This is a genomic window from Bradyrhizobium sp. USDA 4472 (assembly GCF_054058595.1).
In genome coordinates this window covers 2690178-2711233 of the sequence record NZ_JBSSAM010000001.1, presented here as the reverse complement: position 1 = coordinate 2711233, position 21056 = coordinate 2690178, and the positions used below count along the sequence as shown (strand labels likewise).

Here is a 21056-nt window from a genome sequence, read left to right as displayed (position 1 = left end):
GGGGAATCTCGAGCTTCGGGATTCGCGCTTCGCGCGCTCCGGAATGACGGCGCAAGACAATGAGCCAGCGAGCCCATGAAGATCAAATTCTCCCGCCGTCGTTTCCTCACCACCAGCGCCGGTGCACTCGGCGCCATCGCGATGCCGCATCTGTCGCGCGCCGCCGACCGCCCTGCGGTGACCCATGGCGTACAGTCCGGCGACATCACCGTCGATGGCGGCGTGGTCTGGGCGCGCACCGACCGGCCGGCGCAAATGCTGGTGGATGTGGCGACGACTGATACCTTCAAGGACGCCCGCGCGCTGCCGCCCATCGCGGCACTGCCCGAGAGCGACTTCACCGCGAAGATGCTGGTGGACAATCTCCCTGCCGGACAGGACATCTTCTACCGCGTCCGCTTCCGCGATCTCTCCCACACCGCGATCGAAGGCGAGCCGGTAGTCGGCCGCTTCCGCACCGCGCCGGCCGACCGCCGCGACGTCAGCTTCGTCTGGGGCGGCGACGTCGCAGGCCAGGGCTGGGGCATTAATCCCGATGACGGCGGCATGTTCACCTTCTCGGCGATGCGCAAGCACCGCCCGGACTTCTTCCTGCATTCCGGCGACACCATCTACGCCGACGGCGTGATCCCCTCCGAGGTCAAGCTTGCCGACGGCAAGGTCTGGAAGAACGTCACGATCCCCGAAAAAGCCAAGGTCGCGGAGACGCTGGACGAGTACCGCGCCGCGCACAAATACAATTTCACCGACGACAATGTCCGTGCCTTCAATGCCGAGGTGCCGATCTTCGTGCAGTGGGACGATCACGAGGTGACCAACAACTGGTCGCTCTCGAAGGACCTGCCCTCGACCTACAAGGTGCGCGACATCTCGCTGCTCGCCGCGCGCGCGGGCCGCGCCTTCCACGAGATGTATCCGATGCGCGAGAGCATCAATGAGCCGGGCCGGGTCTATCGCAAGATCTCCTACGGCCCGCATCTCGACGTCTTCATCCTCGACGAGCGCAGCTATCGCGGCCCGAACGGCGCCAATCTCGAGGCGGATTACGGCCCGGCCAGCTATTTCCTCGGCCCCGAGCAGATGGCCTGGCTGAAGCGCGAACTGCTCAATTCGCGTGCGACCTGGAAGGTGATCGCCTCCGACATGCCGCTCAGCCTGATCGTCTACGACGACGCCACCAACAAGAAGGGCTCGGAAGCATTCGCCCAAGGCGATGGCCCGGCGCGCGGCCGCGAGCTCGAGATCGCCGACATCCTTCGCTTCATCAAGATGGCGCCGATCAAGAATACGGTGTGGCTGACGGCGGACGTGCACTACGCCGCCGCGCATTATTACGATCCGAACAAGGCGCAATTCCAGGATTTCGAGCCGTTCTGGGAATTCGTCTCGGGTCCGCTGCATGCCGGCACGTTCGGTCCGAACGAGCTCGACAATACGTTTGGTCCGGAGGTGCGCTTCGTCAAGGCACCGGGCAACGACAAGCAGAACCTGCCGCCGTCCGCGGGCATGCAGTTCTTCGGCCACGTCAAGATCGATGGCGCGTCCGGCCAGATGACCGTGACCTTGCGCGACCGCGCCGATGTCGCGCTGTGGTCGACCACGCTCGATCCGAAATTCGCCTGAGCCGACTTAGCCGCCGCGCGTCTGCAACGCTGCCTCCAGCGCATCGCTGGAGCACGGCTTTTGCAGCCGCGGGCGCGCGGCGAACTGCGCGGGAATGCTGGTCTCCGCGCCGTAGCCGGTGACGAAGACGTAGGGAATTTCCAGCGCCCCGAGCCGCTCGGCGATCGCGAAGCTTGTTTCGCGGATCAGAGAGACGTCGAGCAGCGCAAAATCGGGCGCGCGCCTCGCGATCGCATCCAAGGCCTGCGCGACCGTGCCCACGGTGCGGACGCTTCTCACGCCAAAACCGAGCAGGCGATCCTCGAAATCGATGGCGATGATCGGATCGTCCTCGACGATCAGCACATCAGCGGGAATGTCGGCCGCACCGTCCGGGGAAGCAGGTATCATGATCGTGTCTATTGAGGGCTGCATGGTATTACCGGTCAGGACAGCCTCAGGCCGACGCCTGCGCCCAGCGCATCGGAGGGTTCCCGGAACGAAACTCACCACAGAACAGTTTTCACGTCTGTCCACATGTGCACACAGGCCGTGGGCGGAACTCGCTACTGTGAGGAGGAGGACGGGAGTTCACGATGGATGCGCGTATCAGCAAGGCAAGCGAGGTCGAGAGCCGCCCCGCCAACAATCTTCTGCGGCGGCTGAGCCCGGCCGATTATGCGCTGATCGCATCCTATGTCACCGTTGACGAGGCCGGCGCGAACCATCTGCTCTACAGCCCCGGCGACGATGTCCAGGTCGTGCACTTTCCCTGCGGGCCGTCGCTCGCGACGTTCCTGGTCCCGAACGAAGACGGGCGCGACGTCGAGACCATTCTGGTCGGCCGCGAAGGCGCCGTCGGCGGCATCGTCAGCGAAGGATTTCTGCCGGCCTATACCCGCATCTGCGTCAAGTTCGGCGGGCCATTTGCGCACATTCACGTCGGCAGACTGGAGGCGGCCAAGGCGCGCTCGCCGTCACTGCGCAATATCTTCGCCCGGTACGCCGACTGCATGCTGGCGCAGATTTTCCAGTCGACCGCCTGCAACGCGATCCACTCGATCGAGCAGCGCACGGCCAAATGGATCATCGCGGCGATGGAGCGGACCGGCGACGAAAGCAGCGTGCCACTGACGCATGAGCAGCTCGCCACCTTGCTCGGGGTCGGGCGCAGCTATGCCAGCCGCGTGCTGCAATCGTTCAAGGCCGAAGGCGTGCTCGACACCAGGCGCGGCTCGATCCTGGTCCGCAATCATGACGGCCTGCGCCTGCGCGCCTGCCTGTGCAACGACGCCGTGAAGCTGCATTTCGAGGAGGTGCTGCGGGGGGTCTATCCGAGCGAGGAGGCGAACAGCAGTCCGGCGCAGGGCTGACGTCCGGGCACCCGCCGCGGCCGGTTCAGGGCCCAAACCGTCCTTAAGACCCGGGAATTCCCGGGCAAAATTCAATCCACCAATCCCGAAAGAACGCATTGTTTTTTGGCGGTTTTTGCTTATATTGCGCCGCAAACGTATGGAGTGCCCGGTCGATCTGGCCGGGCTTCCTTTTTGGGTGTAATAGGCCCCGTTTTCCACGTTTCAGCGTTGTCCGTGAAGAGGTCCCGGCTTGACCGGCGAGATCGCGCTTAACACATTGTCCGACCGCAAAGAAGCTCACTCATGAACCTCCGTAACGTCGCCATCATCGCCCACGTCGACCATGGCAAGACGACCCTCGTCGACAAGCTCCTCCAACAGTCCGGTACGTTCCGCGAGAACCAGAAGGTGACGGATCGCGCGATGGACTCCAACGATCTGGAGCGTGAGCGCGGCATCACCATTCTGGCCAAGGCGGCCTCGGTGCAGTGGAAGGACACCCGCATCAACATCGTCGACACGCCCGGCCACGCCGATTTCGGCGGCGAGGTCGAGCGCATCCTGAACATGGTGGATGGCGCCCTGGTGCTGGTCGACGCGGCCGAAGGTCCGTTGCCGCAGACCAAATTCGTGGTCTCCAAGGCGCTCAAGGTCGGCCTCAAGCCGATCGTCGTCATCAACAAGGTCGACCGCCCGGACGCGCGTCCGACCGAAGTCATCAACGAGGTGTTCGACCTGTTCGCGGCGCTCGACGCCAGCGAGGAGCAGCTCGATTTCCCGATCCTGTATGGGTCGGCCAAGCAGGGCTGGATGGCCGAGAGCCCCGAGGGTCCGCAGGACAAGGGCATGGAGCCGCTGTTCGACCTGGTGCTGCGCCACGTCGCCCCGCCGAAGGTCGAGGAAGGTCCGTTCCGCATGATCGGCACCATCCTGGAGGCCAACCCCTATCTCGGCCGCATCATCACCGGCCGCATCTCGTCAGGCGTGCTCAAGCCGAACCAGCAGGTCAAGGTGCTGCATGCCGACGGCAAGCTGGTCGAGACCGGGCGCATCACCAAGATCCTGGCGTTCCGCGGCCTCGAGCGCACGCCGCTCGACGAAGCCGAAGCCGGCGACATCGTCGCGATTGCGGGCCTCACCAAAGGCACTGTCGCCGACACCTTCTGCGATCCGACCGTCGAGGTGCCGCTGCCCGCGCAGCCGATCGATCCGCCGACCGTGTCGATGTCGTTCATCGTCAACAACTCCCCGCTCGCCGGCACCGAAGGCGACAAGGTGACGAGCCGCATGATCCGCGACCGTCTGCTGCGCGAAGCCGAAGGCAACGTCGCATTGCGCGTGGTCGAGGCCGCCGACAAGGATGCGATGGAAGTGTCCGGCCGCGGCGAATTGCAGCTCGCGATCCTGATCGAGACCATGCGTCGCGAGGGCTTCGAGCTTTCGGTGTCGCGCCCGCGCGTCGTCTACCAGAAGGACGAAGCGACCGGCGCCACCATGGAGCCGATCGAGGAGGTCGTGATCGACGTCGACGAGGAGCATTCCGGCGTCGTCGTGCAGAAGATGAGCGAGCGCAAGTCCGAGTTGATCGAGATGAAGCCCTCGGGCGGCAACCGCCAGCGGCTGGTGTTCTACTCGCCGACCCGCGGCCTGATCGGCTACCAGGGCGAACTGCTGACCGATACCCGCGGCACCGCGATCATGAACCGCCTGTTCCACGGCTATGCCCCCTACAAGGGCGAGATCCAGGGCCGCCGCAATGGCGTGCTGATCTCCAACGACCAGGGCGAAGCGGTGGCATACGCCATGTTCAAGCTGGAAGACCGCGGCCCGATGATGATCGAGCCGGGCTGGAAGGTCTACAAGGGAATGATTGTCGGCGAGCACACCCGCGACAACGATCTCGAGATCAACGTGCTCAAGGGCAAGCAGCTCACCAACATCCGCACGACCTCGAAGGACGAAGCCGTGCGCCTGACCCCGCCGATCCGCATGACGCTGGAAAAGGCGCTCGCCTATATCGAGGACGACGAGCTCGTCGAGGTCACCCCGAAGTCGATCCGCCTGCGCAAGAAGCACCTCGACCCGAACGAGCGCAAGCGCGCCGAAAAGGCCAAGGAAGCGGTGGCGTAAAAGCCGGGTCATCACCGTCATTCCCCGCGCAGGCGGGGAATCCAGTACGCCGCGGCCTCTCTGTACTTCACAACCGTCTCTGCAATACTGGATCACCCGCTTTCGCGGGTGATGACATCTCGTTTTGTGGTGGCGCCTCAGCGAACGTGCTAGAGCCCACCCATGTCCTTGCCTTCCTCCGTTGACGTCGCAATCATCGGCGCCGGTGCAGCCGGCCTCGGCGCCGCACATGCGCTGGAAGGCTCCGGGCTGTCCGTGATCGTACTGGAGGCGCGCAACCGCCTCGGCGGCCGCGCCTGGACCGTGCAGGCCTCGCCTGAGGTCACCTTCGACGTCGGCTGCGGCTGGCTTCATTCAGCGGACAGGAACTCCTTCGTCGCGATCGCGCGAAAACTCGGCTTCGAGCTCAACAAGGACCTGCCGCCCTGGCGCGAGCGCGCCTATGGCAATGCGTTTCCGCAGGAGCTCCGCGACGATTTCATGCGCGCGATGGACGCGTTCTACGAGCGACTGTGGCAGTCCGCGCAAAAGGGCAAGGACGAGCCCGCGAGCCGCAGCCTCGAACCCGGCAATCGCTGGAATCCGATGATCGACGCGATCTCGACCTACATCAACGGCTGCGAACTCGAGGACATGTCGACGCTCGACTGGGACGCCTATGAGGACAGCGAGCTCAACTGGCGCGTCCGCCGCGGCTATGGCGCGCTGATCGCCGCCTATGGCGCGCCCGGCCCGGTCGCGCTGAACTGCAATGTCGCGCTGATCGACCATTCCGGCAAGCACGTCCGCCTTGAGACATCCCTGGGCAGGCTCACCGCCGACAAGGTGATCGTCACCGTGCCGACCAACCTCATCGCCGAGGAAGCGATCCGCTTCTCGCCGCCGCTTCCCGCCAAGGTCGATGCCGCCGCCGGCCTGCCGCTCGGCCTCGACGACAAGGTGACACTCGCGCTCGACGGCGCCGAGGCCTTCCCGAAAGAAGGCAATCTACGCGGCGCCACCATGCGCACCGGAATGGGCACCTATCACATCCGCCCGTTCGGCCAACCCTGCATCGAAGGTTTTTTCGGCGGCAGCTTTGCTCGCCAGCTCGAAGATGCAGGCGAAGGCGCCATCGCCGCGCACAGCATCGACGAGATCGCAGGCTTCCTCGGCAACGAGATCCGCAGCAAGCTGAAGCCGCTATATGAGTCGCGCTGGGGCCATGACCCGTTTGCGCGAGGGTCCTACTCGCACGCGCTGCCGGGACGTGCGGGGGACCGCGCGGTGCTGGCTGCGCCGGTCGATGGGCGATTGTTCTTTGCGGGTGAAGCGACGTCGCCGAATTTCTTCACGACGGCCCATGGGGCGCGGGACAGCGGAGAACGGGCAGCGGAGGAAGTGCTGGCGATTGTCGGCAAGCCATGACCACCCACTCCGTCATTGCGAGCGCAGCGAAGCAATCCCAGACTGGCAGGCGGTAACAGCCTGGATTGCTTCGTCGCTTCGCTCCTCGCAAGAACAGGAAGGCACCCCTACTCGATCACACGCGCGCGCAAATCGGCATCCGGCACGAAGCACGCATCATACTTGCCGAAGATGCGATAGCGGTTGCGCGCGATGAGGCCGTAGACGGGGTCGCGCAGGGGCTTCGGCACGGCCAACAGAGCGCGCGCCCAACCCCAGCCGGGAAGCAGCGACAGCACCGTCAGCGCTGCATCGGACTTCATGAACGCCTCGCCGTCATGGACGACGGCATTGGTGTCGGGGTCATCGGGGTCGATGCCCAACGTGCGCGCGAGCCTCGCCCCATAATCCGACTGGATCGGCGTGAAGCGAAACTGCTTCGCCGTGTCGCGCTGTGCGACGAAGCGCACCCAGCGCGAGCAGAAGATGCAGACGCCGTCGAACAGGATGACGTCGTCATCAGGCCATTTTGGCATCAGATCCTCTTTTTGGCGCGTATTCTTCACGCGAAACGGTATCCACTTGGCTCGAAAACGCTATCGATTATCCAGCATCAGAAGCGCCATCAGCATCAGCACGATCGCCGGTCCTGTCTTCACCAGCGCGCCGAGCGGCTCGATCCAGAGATCCGGCGTCAGGATCGCCGCGCCGCACATATAGCCGAGTGAGGCGACGATGCCCGCAATCAGGCCGATTGCAGCGGTGCGGCGGAAGGCGATCAGCACGCCGATGCTCATGTCCATCGGGCTGGCACCTGCCGTGATGGGATCGACCAGCGGCGCCGGAAAGCCGTGCGTAGCCAGGATGCCGGTGGCGGCGCGGTAGGACACGAACAGCGCGATGACGCCGGAGACGAGCCAGAACGCGACCAGGCTCGCAAAGATCAATGCCTTGACCAGGAACAGCCGCGCGAACCATTTGTCCTGAATGGTGGCGGGATGGCGCCCGATCGTTTCTGCGAGCGTCTTCGGCGTGATGCCTGACGCGGCGATCCACGCCGAGGGATCACCGGTGACACCGCGGCGCAACTCGGCGATCGCCGTAGAGCGCATCGGCGGCATCCAGCCGAGAGTGTTCGCGAGATCGCCGATCCCGGCACCGAGATCGAGCATGAGAGCCGGCATCGCGATGCGCGGCCAACCGGCTGTGCCGAACGCGTGGCGAAACTGCTTGACGACGCCGGCCATGGTGATCGGCTCGGATTGCATCAGATCCCAGCTGACCGCTTTCATGGACGCATCGTCGATGTCGCGCGCGGCGAGCCAGGCGACGGTCGCCGAAATATCCTCGACCGCGACAGGCTGGAATGGTGTCGCCATCTCCTTGTCCGGCAAGTCGAACGGGAAGGCGGCGAGCGCGCGCAGCATGGCGCTGCCGCCATAGGCTGACGGTGCCACGACGAAGCCGGGCCGCAGGATCGCGTGAGCAAAGCCCGAAGCCGCGATCAGCCGCTCGGCCTCGCGCTTGGTGGTGGCGAACGCGCTGCGATCGGTTTCGGCTGTTCCGGGAATCGAGATGTGCACCAGCCTGATCGCGCGGCCGCTCACGGCGATGGCTTGAAGCAGCCGTGCGACAAAATCGCGATGAACGGCGCTGGTGTCGCTCCCGGGACCATCCTGGAGCACGCCGAGGCAGTTCACGACGAGATCAACCGCATGCTCCTTCAGCAAGGCGGTCAGGGCGGCCGCGTCGAGCGACAGGATCGGCAACTCGATATCGAGCGCGCTCATTCTCTGTGCCGGTGACAGGCTGCGTGCGAGACCAACCACGCGAAGGCCGCGCTCGCGCAAATCGTCAATGACATAGCGGCCGATCAGACCCGAGGCGCCGAGCACCAAGATGGTTCGAGAGCTCATGACATCTTTCAAGACGGTTTTGCGATCATGAGCCAGAGGATCGCCATCGTCGCGCCGAAGCCGGGGAAGCCGAACGCGAACCAGCGACGGAACAGGACGGAGTAGCGCGCGGGCAGCGCGGTGCGCTGATCTGCGGCCTTGCGCGCGAGATCGCGCATCTCGATCTGCATGAAGACGACGGGAATCCAAAACAGGCCCGCGATCGCGTAAAGCGCGAGTGAGACGACGATCCAGCGTTCCGCGATCGACGTGGATGAGAGCATCATCAGCAACCCGCCCGTGACCGGCTGCAGGATCACCGCCGACAGCGTGAAGATCGCATCCGCAATCACGACCAGCGACGCCGTGCGGGCGATGAAGTCCGGGTTATCAGTGCGATGGGCCATCAGCATGAAGAAGGCGATACCGGTCCCGGTGCCGAGGATGACGATGGCGCCGAGCACGTGCAGATATTTGACCAGGAAATACAGCGTCATGGCGTTCTGGTCGCCACAGGTCTTGGCAGGTTCAGCGCACGCGTCAGTTGGCTGCTTGCAGCCTCGACGCCCGCCTCGGTCTCGATCATCCAATGCCCCTCGCTGCCGGCGGCCGGCAGCATATGAAAATCGTCCTTGCCGCCGCCGCTGCGAAATGCATCCGCCAGGGCCTTCGAAAAGGCCGGCGCAAAATAGCTGTCATTGGCTGCAACCAGCGAGGTGACGGGAATGCGCGCCGACTTGCCGAACTCGGCAGCGGCGGCGAGAAGCGTATGCGGCGCGCAGACCTTGTTCGGCTCGTCATTGGCGTGACCACCGCGCCCGGGCGCAAACACCGCGATCGCCGAGATCGCTTTCGGATCGGCATTCGCAAGCGCCAGTGCACCCCATCCACCGGCGGAATGGCCGAGCACGATAGCGGCGTCCTTGCGAATGAAGTCCTGCTTTTGCAGATAATCCAGCGCGAGCGAAATTTCCTCTGCGGTGGCGCGGCCCGCGCGCGCGTAGTCCGCCTCGTCGCAGCCGCCCTGGTCCTCGACATATCGGCCACCGGTCGCACCATGGCCGAGGCGCTCCGGCACCAGCACGGCAAAGCCGCGCGCGACGAGAAACGCTGCGAGCGCGCGGTATTCCGGCTGCGGCATTTGCGCACGACGCAGCACGTTCTGCGTCGAGGCATGAGCGATCACCGCGAGCCGGAACGGACCACGACCAAGGGGGCGAAACAGCAGCGCACGCGCAGCGATGTCGGCTTCCGGTGACGGCACGCGCCATTCCTGGCGACGAAGCGGCTCGCCCTCTGCTCCCGATGCGCCGAACGCGACCTGAGCGCGCAGAGGCGGCGCCGTCAGCAAGGCCAGCACAAGCAGAGGGGTAAGAGACTTGAAGAACCGCATGAATTGCCGAGAGCGAACACCGATGACGCGGGCCAGATTAATCCGAACGAATCACTCCGGGCGGAATTTCTGCATTGCAATCATGCTTCATTGGTTGCGGCCGCGGAGTTTTGCACCGGCACATGGCGACCCGGCGCCGTTCGAAAAGACGTCTTGTCTTTTTTCGGTACAGCATGGTCAAAATACTGATGCAGAAAGTCCACAGGTTAACCGATAATTAACGATAGGACTTGCCGCCGGCGCGGCGACTTGGTTTGATCCCCTCCATGAGCACAACCCTGATCGAGGTCCGGCCGGCGAAAGCTGCCGATGCAGCTGCGGTGGCGTCCACCCATGACGAAGCCTGGCGTTCCGCCTATCAGGGCATCATTCCCGGCGCCGAGCTGGAGAAGCTGATCAATCGTCGCGGTCCACAGTGGTGGGACAGCGCGATCCGCAAGGGCAGCCGCGTCAGCGTGCTCGTGTTCGGCGACAAGATCGCAGGCTACGCCAATTACGGCCGCAACCGCGCCCGCAGCCTGCACTTCGACGGCGAGATCTACGAGCTCTACCTGCGCCCCGAATTTCAGGGCCTCGGTTTCGGCCGCCGCCTGTTCACGGCGGCCCGCCGCGACCTCATGCAGAGCAATCTGAAGAGCATGGTCGTGTGGGCGCTCTCGGACAATGATCCGGCGACCGAGTTCTACCGGGCGCTTGGCGGTCGCATGGTGGCGCGCTCCTCGGAGCGGTTCGGGCCGAAGGCGCTCGACAAGGTCGCCTTCGCCTGGACCAACTAAGATTTCTCCTGAGCCGCTGAAACCTTAACCGGCAGGGGGGCCCATCCGTCGATACCATCAGCCTTCTGCGCCGATGATCGCCGGATTCATTATTTCATGAAAACACGATGGATCAGCGGGCCAAGCCCGCGTATGACAGCGCCGAAAATCGCTGCCGGGCGAGATTTAACGTCGGCAATAACGGAGCCTTTCCAATGCGTATCGATGCGGTCTCAATCGGAAAAAACGTTCCTGAGGACGTCAACGTCATCATCGAAGTCCCCGTGGGTGGCGAACCGATCAAGTATGAGATGGACAAGGAGGCCGGCACGCTGGTGGTCGACCGCTTCCTCTACACGCCGATGCGTTACCCCGGTAATTACGGCTTCATCCCGCACACGCTGTCGGACGACGGCGATCCCTGCGACGTGCTGATCGTCAACACCCGCGCCATCATCCCCGGCGCCGTCATGAGCGTGCGCCCGGTCGGCGTGCTGTTCATGGAAGACGAAGCGGGCGGCGACGAGAAGATTCTGGCGGTGCCGTCGTCGAAGCTGACGCAGCGCTACGACAAGGTGAAGTCGTATTCCGACCTCCCCGACATCACGCTGCAGCAGATCCAGCACTTCTTCGAGCACTACAAGGATCTCGAGAAGGGCAAATGGGTGAAGATCACGCGCTGGGGTGGCCCCGAGGAAGCGCAGAAGCTGATCCTCGAAGGCATCGAGCGCGAGAAGAAAAAGAAGAAGGTGTGAGGTTGATGCCCCTGATGCAGCGCAGCGGAAACGCTGCGCTGCTGAGCCGGGGCCCAATACAGCGCGGCCAGGGGTGCCGGCTCAGCGTCGTTTCATTTCGTGCCGCGCCGCGTCCGGGACACCAGCGCGGCGCTACACCGCGGGCTTCGGCAGACCGGCGATCGCACACGCCGCGCGCAGCGTGTTCACGAGCAGGCAGGCGACCGTCATCTGGCCGACGCCTCCAGGCACCGGCGTGACCGCACCGGCAACGCCGAGTGCTTGCTGATAGGCGACATCGCCGACGAGACGGGTCTTGCCGTCCTCCTTCGGGATGCGGTTGATGCCGATGTCGATCACGGTCGCGCCCGGCTTCAGCCAGTCGCCGCGCACCATCTCCGGCCTGCCGACAGCGGCGTAGACGAGGTCGGCCTGCCTCACGATCCCCGGCAGGTCGCGCGAGCGCGAATGGGCGATCGTCACCGTGGCGTTCTCGTTCAGCAGCAATTGCACCAGCGGACGGCCGACCAGGTTGGAGCGGCCGATGACGACGGCGTTCATGCCTTCGAGCGAGGGGTGCACGCTCTTGGTCAGGATGATGCAGCCCAGCGGCGTGCATGGGGACAGCGCCTGGAAGCCGCCGGCGAGCCGGCCGGCATTGTTCGGATGCAGGCCGTCGACGTCCTTGGCGGGATCGATGGCATTGATCACGGCCTCGGTATTCAGCCCCTTGGGCAGCGGCAGTTGCACGAGAATGCCGTGCACCGCAGGATCGCGGTTGAGCTTGGCAACGAGCGCCAGCAGATCGGCCTGCGAGACATCCGCGGGCAGCTTGTGCTCGAACGACGCCATGCCGGCCGCCTGGGTTTGCGTATGCTTGGAGCGGACATAGACCTCGCTGGCGGGATCTTGGCCGACCAGGACCACGGCGAGGCCAGGCACCAGATTGTGCTCGCGCTTGACGCGGGCGACCTCGTCGGCGACGCGGGCACGAAGGTCCGCCGCGATGACTTTTCCGTCGATGATCCTGGCCGTCATGTCAGTTCCCCTCGTCTGTCGATTTGACCGGCGCGAGCTTGCGCAACGCTTCGGTAAGTCCGGCCGGATCACCCGCGACGGCGACCTGCTTCAGCCGCGACGTCGTCCCGGACAGGAGACTGACGCTGGCCTTGGGCACGCCGAGCGATTTCGCCAGCAGCGCCAGCACCGCGCGATTGGCCTCGCCGGCATCGGCAATGGCACGCACGCGCACATTTAGCACGCTGCGACCGTCGGACAGCCGCTCGATCCCGTCGATGCTGTCACGTCCGCCGCGCGGCGTCACCCGCAGCGCGATGCTGATGCCCGCCGAGGAGACTCGCCAAGGTCCGCTCAAGGCTCGGCCACGGTTCCGGGCCTACGGCACGTTCGGATAGACGTACTCGGCGAGGTAGAGCTGGATCAACCACAGCACGAAGAAGGCGACGATCGGAGACATGTCGAGCCCGCCCATGCTGGGCAGCCTGCGCCTGATGGGTCCGAGGACCGGTTCGGTGATCCGATAGAGAAACTCCGCGATCGCCCCGACAAACTGGTTGCGGGTATTCACGACGTTGAACGCGATCAACCAGGACAGGATTGCAGATGCGATCAGCAGATAGATGTAGAGATTGATGATCTGGATCAGAATGAAGACTATCGGGCGCATCAGCGAAACACTCTCTGGGCCTGTGTCGTGGCGGTGATCACCGCTAGATACCGGTTCCCCCCGGCCCAAACAAGGGAAGTCGGTGTCCGGGTGGGTAAAACCCCCTTACACCCGTCCTTGACTTGACCTTGGCGGGGACTTAAATGGCGCCCGGTTGTCGGCCGCGTTTACCAGAGCGGCCAGCAAAGGGGCCATAGCTCAGCTGGGAGAGCGCGTCGTTCGCAATGACGAGGTCGGCGGTTCGATCCCGCCTGGCTCCACCACGCTTCGCCCTTCGGGCTAAGCGTGGCGCAGCCGCGAGAAGCCCGAAGGGTGAAGCATGGTGTCCGGCGAAGCCCGTAGGGCGTAGACGGACTGTTGCCCCCTACCTCCCCGTAAACCTTGGCGGCCGCTTCTCCATGAAGCTTGCGACGCCCTCCCGGAAATCGCTGCCGTTCAGCGCCACCATCATCTCCCTGTTGGCCTCGATCGTCGCCTCCGCCAGCGTCTGGAACGGCACCTCGTAGAGCTGCCGCTTGATCACGGCCATCGCGCTCGGCGAGACGAAATCAGCGAGGTCGCGGGCGTAGGCGTAGGTCTCCTCGCGCAGCTTGTCGGGCGAGCAGAGCCGGTTCACCAGCCCGATCCGCAACGCCTCGTCGCTCGAAACACGACGCGCCGAGAGCAGCAGGTCCATCGCATTGGCATGACCGACGATGCGCGGCAGCATCCAGCTCATGCCGTGTTCGGCGATAAGGCCGCGCCGTGCAAAGGCTGTGGTGAACACGGTGTTGTCGGCGGCAAAGCGCAGGTCGCAATACAGCGCATGCACGAGGCCGATGCCGGCAGTGGCGCCGTTGAGCATTGCGATGACGGGTTTTCCGATCGACGGATAGAAACCGTAGCGCGTCTGCCAGTCCGGACGGCGATTCATGTCGAAGGGTGGCAGGTTGGAGGCGCGCCCGACGTCGTTTGGATCAAGCCCTTTCAGCGCGTCCATGTCGGCGCCGGCGCAAAAGGCGCGACCTGCGCCTGTCAGCACGATGACGCGGACATTGTCATCGGCGCTCGAGGCTTCCATGGCATGGCGCACGTCGCGTTCCATGACAGGCGTCCACGCGTTCATCCGATCAGGCCGATTGAGCGTGATGGTCGCGATCTTGTCCCTCACCTCATAGAGAATATGCTCATAGGCCATGACGCTCTCCCTTTGCTGCCGGCACGCGTTCGCGCGCGCTCGTTGGCCGCGAGCCTAGCACAGTCAGGGATGGAGCAGGCACCTGAGCAAAGGCGCGGGTTACTCGGCGGCTTGCGCCAGCACCGGCCGGCGCGCCAACCAGCTGTCGATGAAATGATCGAGCCAGGCACGTTCCGCGGCGTCATGGACCGCACGGTCCGCGAAATGATGATGCCGCTCGCGCGCGCCGGGCGCGCTGAGCCCGTCATAGCCGCGCGTGGTCCAGCGATGCATCATGGCGTAGGTCACATCAGGATGAAACTGCACGCCGAAGGCATTGCCTGATCGAAACGCCTGGTTGGGAAAGTCATCGCCTTCCGCCAGCAGTTCGGCGCCTTCAGGCAGCTCAAAGCCTTCGCGATGCCAGTGATAGACCTGCGCGGGCCAATCCGGGCAGAGCGCGTGTCCCGCCGTCGTCGGACGGATCGGGTAGTAACCGATCTGGGTCAGCGCCTGCGGATGCGGCGCGACGCGGGCCCCGAGCTGCATCGCCAGCATCTGCGCGCCCAGGCAGATGCCGAGGAACGGCCGCTGCTCGCGGAGCGGAATTTCGATCCAGTCGATCTCGCGGCGGACGTACTCGTCGGGATCATTTGCGCTCATCGGGCCGCCGAAGACGACGGCACCGGCGTGCTGGTCGAGCGTGTCGGGCAGGGCGTCTCCAAAGCGCGGCCTGCGGATGTCGAGGCGATGGCCGAGCGCGCGGAGCGCATTGCCGACGCGGCCTGGTGTCGAGGATTCCTGGTGCAGGATGATCAGAACCGGCAGCCGGCGTTCGGAGGCGGCCGCGCTCGGCGCTCTTCCGGAGAAGGGCACCACATCTGCGCCACCAAACCTGTTCGTCCGGAACGACATGGCCTTTGCGAGTGCGAGCGGTTCAAGCCATCAGCATAGCTAAGCGGTGGTTAACATCGTGTGAGTTTGCACACACACCGCAGGACCAAAGCAAACTCCGGGCCATTCCCGGGATTTGGCGATCTTCAGTGCCGCTGCCTCTGGAATCTGCTGGTGGCCGAGAGGATGAAGCCGCGCGGGAAGAAGCGCAGCGCGAATGGCACGATCTTGATGCCGAGACCCGGCAGCACTGCCCGCTTGTTCGCCATCAGGCCACGATAGGCATCGCGTGCAACCTCGGCTGCCGACACATTGAGCAGGGCCGTATCATGCCCGGAGCCGACGCCGGCGCGCGCCTGGAATTCGGTCGGCACCGGACCCGGGCAAAGCACGGTGACGCGGACGCCGCGCGGCGCGAGCTCCGCCCGCAAAGCCTCAGTGAGCGAAATCACATAGGCCTTGGACGCGTAGTACACGGCCATCCCGGGACCCGGCAGGAAGCCCGCGACGGAGCCTACATTGAGAAGGCCGCCCCTGTTCCTGATCAGTTGATCGGCAAAGCGCAGCGACAGATCGGTCAGTGCACGCACGTTGACATCGACAATGCCGACCTGCTCGTCGCGGTCCCGCTCGACGGCGTCGCCGAATACGCCGAAGCCGGCATTGTTGACGAGATGATCGAGTTCGACGTCCTCGGCAGCGAGCGCGGCTGCGATCCGTTCGCCGGCATCGGCTTGCTGGAGATCGCAGGCGATCACGATGGGCTTTTTGCCGCACGTAGAGGCGAGTTCGTTCGCCAGCGCCTCGAGCCGGTCGGCACGTCGTGCCGTCAGCGCAAGCCGGTGCCCGTTTGCGGCAAACACACGCGCCAGCTCCGTACCGATGCCCGCCGAAGCGCCGGTGATCAACGTTACCCGCTCAGTCACGATCGCTGTCTCTTGAATTGAAGATTTTTGGCCCCGTAATGGGGGAACTGGAGCATAAGCCATGCGCGACAAGCAAGCGGCGCCGGCAGCATGGCCGCCAGAGCGGAGTAACGGGGAAAGTGAGAAAAACCGCGGATTTAGAAGGGAATCCGGCGCCGGGAGATTACGACGGCTACATTAAAGTTTCGTCATGTCGTCGATACAATCGGCAATCGTCGCGTTGCCGATCGCTCAGCCGCCGAGAGCGCTATCCTTGAGCTGACCGCCGGCGCGGTTCGCGACCGCGTGCTTGAGATCGATCCGGTCACGCTGGGAAATCCCGAGCAGGTCGGAGGCGCGCCAGACCACGTTGTCCTCGAACTCGGTCACCTGGCCGTCGGCATAGACCAGCTCCCACATCATCTCGACGATCCGCTTGCGGCCCTCTTCGTCGAGCGAGCGCATGATGACGCTGGTAAAGTGATAGAGATCGACCGCCTCGCCCTCGACCTCCGTCGCGTCCGCGATCAGCCGGTCGGCCGTGCCACGATCGAGCTTGAAATGGCTTTCGATGAGGCCGTGCAGCTTGCGCTGCTCGGCCTGCGTCGGCTGGCCGTCCAGCGAGACCACATGGATCAGAAGCGCGGTCGCCGCCAGCCGGTAATCGCTGTCTCCAAAGGCACGGTCCTGGGCATGGGGAGCAACAATGTCCTCGATGAATTGGCGCAGGCCGTCAAGCATGAGATCCTACCGAAATCGATGGCGCCGCGAGGAGCGCGGCGGCTACCAGCCCTATATGAGCGAGGAACTCAAGCGGCGCAACAAGCGCCAGTCCCGCGCGCTGCATTACGTTTCGGCAATCTGCTCTCGTCCCGCCCTGGTGCGCAGTTGCGCACGGGCCCTCACGGTATCTCGTACACCACCATCTTGTCGGCGATGCCGCGGAGCGCCGCCTGCTTCTGGATCGGCTTGATCTCACGCCGATGAAGGATCTCGGCAACCGCCGGCGCATCCAGCACCGGACCGGTGATGTGGATCTCCTGCGCGGTCGATAGGCTCTGCACGCGCGCCGCGATGTTGACGGTCTGGCCGAAATAATCCTGCCGCTCGTTGAGCATCACCGCCAGGCAGGGTCCCTCGTGGATACCGATCTTGACGATGAGATCATCAGTGCCGCGCTGCTTGTTGAGCTTGTCCATCGCAGCGCGCATGCGCAAACCCGCAACGATTGCATGCTCGGGACGCACAAAGGTCGCCATCACGGCATCGCCGATCGTCTTCACCACCGCACCCTTTTCCGACGAGATGATCTCGAGCAGCGCGTGGAAATGCGCCCGCACGAGATCGAAGGCGGCGAGGTCGCCAACGCGCTCGTAGAGCGCCGTCGAGCCCTTGAGATCGGTGAACAGGAAGGTCAGCGAGGTGATCTGCAGCCGCTGGTCGAGGCTGAGATTGTCTGCCTTGAACACATCGCGAAACGTCTGGTTCGACAGCATGCGCTTTGCGGTAAGGAACGGCTTGCGCTGGCCGATCAGGTGATGGAGCGCATCGGCCGCAATGAAGACCGACGGCAGCACGCGGACGCCGGCCTGGTTCTCCAGCGACAGCCGCAGCGGCCCCGGCCGCATCGTCGTCGTCCCCGTCGGCGCCTGCACCTTGTTGTACATGATCGCGAGTTGCTGACGGTCCTTGGTCGGCTCGCCCTGAACGTCGATGAAATGAGCGGCGTGTGTCACCGGCTCGAAGATGATGATGAAGTCGCTCGGCAGTTGCAGCGACATGGTCGCCTTCTCGCCGGCTTGCAGCTCCATCGTATCGAGCATCACCTCGTTGGCCAGTGTCGCAAAGGATTCCTTATTGAAGTCGACACCCGAACTCCAGAACACCTGCTTGAAATACTCCCACACGGGAAGGGTGTCGGGGTCGTGCGCGGCAATGCGGCGCACGCGTGGATTCACGGTGAAGGAGACCTCGACCTGATCGTCGACGGAAGCCTTGTAGCCGCAGGCGCAGAGCGCGCAGTGATAATCGTCCGGCTTCAGCGCCTTCAACGTCGTATGGGCGCCAAGTACGCCGCCACAGCCGGGACACAGCACATTCCAGCCGAGATCGAACAATCCCAGCCGCGCCGAATGCAGGAAGGCGGAGATCGCGCGCTCTTCGTCGACGTCATGCTGCCTGGCGAAATCGAGGACATTGACCCGGTTCAGCTCGTGATCGTCGCCGTCTTCGATGAGACGCGCGATCGCATCGACAACCTTCGCGTCGGCGGTCTGCTTCAGAACGGAAAACTGGGCCTGGATATCGCTCATGGCGTAACTCTATCTGGGGTGGAACATTTCAACCGCGAGAGCCTGTCACCGACGCGTGATACGGAACATGGGTGAGTGGTCCGGCTGGGTCGTGACCACGCCATAGGGAATGACCGGCGTCGCGTCCGCCAGTTCGACGCGGAACGTGCCGATCAACCGCGCCAGCGCCAGCACGGACTCGGCCTGCGCGAACGGCGCGCCGATGCAGACGCGCGGGCCCGCACCGAACGGCAGATAGGCGAAGCGGTCCGGCTGCTCTTTCGTCATGAAGCGCTTGGGAATGAAGGCGTTCGGCTGATCCCACAGCTTCTCGTGCCGGTGCAACAGCCAGGGCGCGATCATGATGATATCGCCCTTGCTGACCTCAGCGCCGGCCACATTGTCCTTGCCGCGCGCGGCCCGGGCGATCAGGAAGGCCGGCGGATAGAGCCGCATGGTTTCATCGACCGTGGCGCGGGTAAATTTCTGCCGGTCGATATCAGCCATGCTGTCGAGATGCTCGCCGCGTGTCTCGGAGGCAACTTCCTCCTGCGTGTCAGGATCGAGCGCAAGCAGATAGAGCGCCCAGAACAGGGCGGTCGCGGTCGTTTCATGACCCGCCAGGATCATGGTCGCGACCTCGTCGACGAGTTGCTCGTCCGAAAATCCCTTGCCCGTTTCAGGATCGCGCGACTCGTCCATCAGATCGAACAGATCGCGCGGCGGCGCTCCGTCCTTCTTGCCCGCCGCGCGCCGTTCGGCGATCAGCATCGCGACGAACTCGGTCCAGCGCGTGCGGAAGCGGGCGCGCGCCCGATCCATCGGCGTCGGCCAGGAGACCGGCAGTACCATGTCGAGGAAATAGGCGCGCCCGAGCCGCTCGCCATATTCCATCACGAAATTGCGCAGGGTCGGGCCGTGCCGGTCCATGCCGAACGAGAACATCGTGCGGCCGGCGATCTCCAGCGTCATGCGCTGCATGACCTCGCGCAGATCGACCGGCTCGTTCGTGCGCGCATCCAGCTTCCCGATCGTTTCGTCGAGCACGGCCGTCATGTGCGGAACGAGGTTGGCGGTCGCACGCGGCGTGAAGGCGGGCGCGAGCGTGCGGCGCTGATGCGCCCAGCCGTGGCCCTCGGCAAGCAGGAGGCCTTGGCCGAGCACGGGACGCAGCATGCGGATGCCCGCCGGCGTCCGCGTATAGTTTTCGTAATTGCTCATCAGAACATGCCGGATCGCGTCCGGCTGGTTCAGGATGAAGCTCTTGTGCAGCAAGAAGCGACCCTGGATGATCTCTTCCTCGTAGGCGCGCTGCCCCCAGGTCGCGATCATGTTCTGCCTGATCACCGCGACGCGGCCGAAGAACGACAAATTGTCCGGCGCGCGCGGCGGTGTCGGGGGAATGATGGGCCGACGCACACTGGCGATGGTCATGGCTCGCTCCCGCAGATGTCGTCGCCGTAAAGGCTTGCGCAGGCAGATAGCTAGTAAGTCAGCTCGGCAATCGCAATCCTGTTCTCCGAGGCAGGCCAGGCGCGCGCGACAATTCGTTCTTCGTTGAACTGGGCCACAACGTTACGCCCGACCTCGCTCGCCGGAAGGCGCAGGGTCGCTGTCGCATCCGTGGGCACGCCCGGATGGACGTCGGCGGGCTCATGGCCGTCGAACAGAACGATATCGCGCGGCAGGCCGAAATAGCCGCGCGGGCGCGACATGATCACGACGGCGCCGGCATCCTTGTCCGCCGGAAGGAACGAGCGCGCGGCGCGCAGATGCACGACGTCGGAGGAGCGCGGGAAGGGCGAGCGATAGAAATGCGTGATCGGGGCGCCGGGCGAGGTGAGCACGATCTCGAGCGGCGAGGTGGGATCGACCTCGGCCGGCCCCCAGCGGCCCTCGGCGCCCGTCGTGATGCGGTACGCCGCATCGCCCCTGCGTTCCGCGCTCTCGCCGTCGACATGATAGATCTCCACCACCGCGCCGGCCACCGGACGATTGGTCGGCACGCTATCCACCATGCCCGTGACCAATCCGCCGAGGCGAACGGTCCGCTCCGGCGTGATCGCGATGCGCGTAGGCTCACGGCCGGCGATGAACTTGTAGATCTCACGGAACGCCCGCGGGTGATACGCGGTTTCGCGATGGTCGATGGTGCCGAGCACGAGATTGGTCGCGCCTTTCAGCTCCGGCCCCTCGGCGGTGACGTTGGTCGGCACGCCGGGCTTGCCCATGAAGCGGCCGTCGGGCTGCGCATATTTGTCCATGCCGTCGCTGCGCAGCGTGAGGAAAGGGACGCCCGGCGTCACCTCGCTGTCGCCCGCATTCAAGCCGCGCAGGAAGGCGCCGCGCCCGTTGAATTCGCTGCCGAGGAGATCGTCGAGCGCAAACACGCCGTGATTGGGCGTGCCGCACAGGATTGCGTGGCTGACATCGCCGGCGCCGCCGTTCTTGATGACGTTGCGGATGGAATTGCCGCCGCGCGAATTACCGACCAGCGCCACGCGCGCCGCTCCGGTGCGGCGCTTCAACTCCGCGATGGCGGCAGCAAGCTCGCGGCGCTGATCCTCGGTCGAGGAACGGTTGGCCTGCTCGACGGTGTCGTCAGCGCGCGCCGTGGGATTGATGAAATTGATCGCCATCATACGGTCATGTGCGATGCCGTTGGATTCCATCCGCCACAGCGTCGTCATCCAGAGCGCGTCGTAATCGCCATTGCCGTGGACGAACAGGATCGGCGGCGTCTCGGCGCCCTGGTTCGCCGCCCTCGTTTGCGCCAGCGCCTCCGTCCGGATGCTCGCAACCGCGAAAGGCAAACTCCCCACACCTTGCAGGATCGTCCGTCGTGACAGCTTCATGTGTTCCTCCCCGCCAAA

21 protein-coding genes and 1 tRNA gene are annotated in these 21056 nt (G+C 64.5%); 7 read left to right on the top strand and 15 right to left on the bottom strand.

The annotated features are described in order from the left end of the window. Positions 1-75: 75 nt before the first annotated feature. The gene (locus tag ACVWZ4_RS12380) at positions 76-1623 is read left to right on the top strand and encodes an alkaline phosphatase D family protein (RefSeq protein WP_456736858.1); all 1548 of its coding nucleotides are present in this window, start codon (positions 76-78) and stop codon (positions 1621-1623) included. 6 nt (positions 1624-1629) lie between these two features. Here the strand turns inward: ACVWZ4_RS12380 and ACVWZ4_RS12375 are convergent, their stop codons facing one another. Further along, positions 1630-2013, bottom strand: coding sequence for a response regulator (locus ACVWZ4_RS12375; RefSeq protein WP_456790133.1), 384 nt, complete (start codon positions 2011-2013; stop codon positions 1630-1632). Between the two features lie 185 nt (positions 2014-2198). Between ACVWZ4_RS12375 and ACVWZ4_RS12370 the strand changes: the two genes are divergently transcribed. The 3 genes from ACVWZ4_RS12370 (at position 2199) to ACVWZ4_RS12360 (ending at position 6494) form a co-directional block, all read left to right on the top strand. After that, a complete protein-coding gene (locus ACVWZ4_RS12370; protein ID WP_456736856.1) occupies positions 2199-2975 on the top strand; it encodes a Crp/Fnr family transcriptional regulator in 777 nt (258 codons plus the stop codon). Positions 2976-3260: 285 nt separating this feature from the next. Continuing rightward, positions 3261-5087 carry a translational GTPase TypA gene (gene typA, locus ACVWZ4_RS12365; protein WP_092232650.1) on the top strand — a complete coding sequence of 609 codons (1827 nt, stop codon included), beginning with the start codon at positions 3261-3263 and terminating at the stop codon, positions 5085-5087. A gap of 162 nt (positions 5088-5249) precedes the next feature. Beyond that, complete coding sequence (locus tag ACVWZ4_RS12360) at positions 5250-6494, top strand: flavin monoamine oxidase family protein (protein WP_456736855.1); 1245 nt, start codon at positions 5250-5252, stop codon at positions 6492-6494. Positions 6495-6601: 107 nt separating this feature from the next. Here ACVWZ4_RS12360 and ACVWZ4_RS12355 read toward each other — a convergent pair whose 3' ends face one another. From ACVWZ4_RS12355 to ACVWZ4_RS12340, 4 genes are read right to left on the bottom strand one after another with little or no spacing between them, the layout of a single operon-like run. After that, positions 6602-7009, bottom strand: coding sequence for a thiol-disulfide oxidoreductase DCC family protein (locus ACVWZ4_RS12355; protein ID WP_456740397.1), 408 nt, complete (start codon positions 7007-7009; stop codon positions 6602-6604). Between the two features lie 60 nt (positions 7010-7069). After that, positions 7070-8389 carry an SDR family oxidoreductase gene (locus tag ACVWZ4_RS12350; RefSeq protein WP_456763428.1) on the bottom strand — a complete coding sequence of 440 codons (1320 nt, stop codon included), beginning with the start codon at positions 8387-8389 and terminating at the stop codon, positions 7070-7072. An 8-nt stretch (positions 8390-8397) separates the two neighbouring features. Beyond that, positions 8398-8865, bottom strand: a complete 468-nt coding sequence (locus ACVWZ4_RS12345; protein ID WP_456700367.1) for a DUF2269 family protein — start codon at positions 8863-8865, stop codon at positions 8398-8400. Further along, positions 8862-9761 (bottom strand): dienelactone hydrolase family protein, encoded by a 900-nt coding sequence (locus ACVWZ4_RS12340; protein ID WP_456700368.1) that lies wholly within the window; start codon positions 9759-9761, stop codon positions 8862-8864. The genes ACVWZ4_RS12345 and ACVWZ4_RS12340 overlap by 4 nt, the downstream gene beginning before the upstream one ends. A gap of 266 nt (positions 9762-10027) precedes the next feature. On the opposite strand from ACVWZ4_RS12340, the gene ACVWZ4_RS12335 reads away from it, so the two are divergent. Continuing rightward, a complete protein-coding gene (locus ACVWZ4_RS12335; RefSeq protein ID WP_456700369.1) occupies positions 10028-10537 on the top strand; it encodes an N-acetyltransferase family protein in 510 nt (169 codons plus the stop codon). 194 nt (positions 10538-10731) lie between these two features. Further along, on the top strand, positions 10732-11271 hold the full coding sequence (gene ppa, locus ACVWZ4_RS12330) for an inorganic diphosphatase (RefSeq protein ID WP_456700370.1): 540 nt from the start codon (positions 10732-10734) through the stop codon (positions 11269-11271). A gap of 132 nt (positions 11272-11403) precedes the next feature. Here the strand turns inward: ppa and folD are convergent, their stop codons facing one another. Genes folD through ACVWZ4_RS12315 form a run of 3 tightly spaced genes read right to left on the bottom strand, consistent with a single transcriptional unit; the run spans position 11404 to position 12937 of the window. After that, a complete protein-coding gene (folD, locus tag ACVWZ4_RS12325) occupies positions 11404-12288 on the bottom strand; it encodes a bifunctional methylenetetrahydrofolate dehydrogenase/methenyltetrahydrofolate cyclohydrolase FolD (protein WP_456740396.1) in 885 nt (294 codons plus the stop codon). A gap of 1 nt (position 12289) precedes the next feature. Next, positions 12290-12625, bottom strand: coding sequence for a DUF167 domain-containing protein (locus tag ACVWZ4_RS12320; RefSeq protein ID WP_456740395.1), 336 nt, complete (start codon positions 12623-12625; stop codon positions 12290-12292). Positions 12626-12646: 21 nt separating this feature from the next. Further along, positions 12647-12937 carry a YggT family protein gene (locus tag ACVWZ4_RS12315; protein WP_092232626.1) on the bottom strand — a complete coding sequence of 97 codons (291 nt, stop codon included), beginning with the start codon at positions 12935-12937 and terminating at the stop codon, positions 12647-12649. 187 nt (positions 12938-13124) lie between these two features. Between ACVWZ4_RS12315 and ACVWZ4_RS12310 the strand changes: the two genes are divergently transcribed. Continuing rightward, positions 13125-13200: transfer RNA gene (locus ACVWZ4_RS12310), tRNA-Ala, on the top strand. Between the two features lie 101 nt (positions 13201-13301). Here ACVWZ4_RS12310 and ACVWZ4_RS12305 read toward each other — a convergent pair. The 7 genes from ACVWZ4_RS12305 to ACVWZ4_RS12275 form a co-directional block, all read right to left on the bottom strand. Beyond that, positions 13302-14114 carry an enoyl-CoA hydratase gene (locus ACVWZ4_RS12305; protein ID WP_456700373.1) on the bottom strand — a complete coding sequence of 271 codons (813 nt, stop codon included), beginning with the start codon at positions 14112-14114 and terminating at the stop codon, positions 13302-13304. A gap of 99 nt (positions 14115-14213) precedes the next feature. After that, entirely contained in the window at positions 14214-15008 is a 795-nt protein-coding gene (locus ACVWZ4_RS12300) for a glutamine amidotransferase (RefSeq protein WP_456740394.1), read from the bottom strand. Positions 15009-15133: 125 nt separating this feature from the next. Next, positions 15134-15913 carry an SDR family NAD(P)-dependent oxidoreductase gene (locus tag ACVWZ4_RS12295; protein WP_456736850.1) on the bottom strand — a complete coding sequence of 260 codons (780 nt, stop codon included), beginning with the start codon at positions 15911-15913 and terminating at the stop codon, positions 15134-15136. Positions 15914-16144: 231 nt separating this feature from the next. Beyond that, positions 16145-16633: a tellurite resistance TerB family protein gene (locus ACVWZ4_RS12290; RefSeq protein WP_456740393.1), complete on the bottom strand. Its 489-nt coding sequence runs from the start codon at positions 16631-16633 to the stop codon at positions 16145-16147. 161 nt (positions 16634-16794) lie between these two features. After that, the gene (locus ACVWZ4_RS12285; protein WP_456700377.1) at positions 16795-18204 is read right to left on the bottom strand and encodes a DUF5939 domain-containing protein; all 1410 of its coding nucleotides are present in this window, start codon (positions 18202-18204) and stop codon (positions 16795-16797) included. Between the two features lie 45 nt (positions 18205-18249). Further along, the gene (locus ACVWZ4_RS12280) at positions 18250-19617 is read right to left on the bottom strand and encodes a cytochrome P450 (RefSeq protein WP_456740392.1); all 1368 of its coding nucleotides are present in this window, start codon (positions 19615-19617) and stop codon (positions 18250-18252) included. A 50-nt stretch (positions 19618-19667) separates the two neighbouring features. Beyond that, positions 19668-21038: a hydrolase gene (locus ACVWZ4_RS12275; protein WP_456700379.1), complete on the bottom strand. Its 1371-nt coding sequence runs from the start codon at positions 21036-21038 to the stop codon at positions 19668-19670. Between the last annotated feature and the right edge of the window lie 18 nt (positions 21039-21056).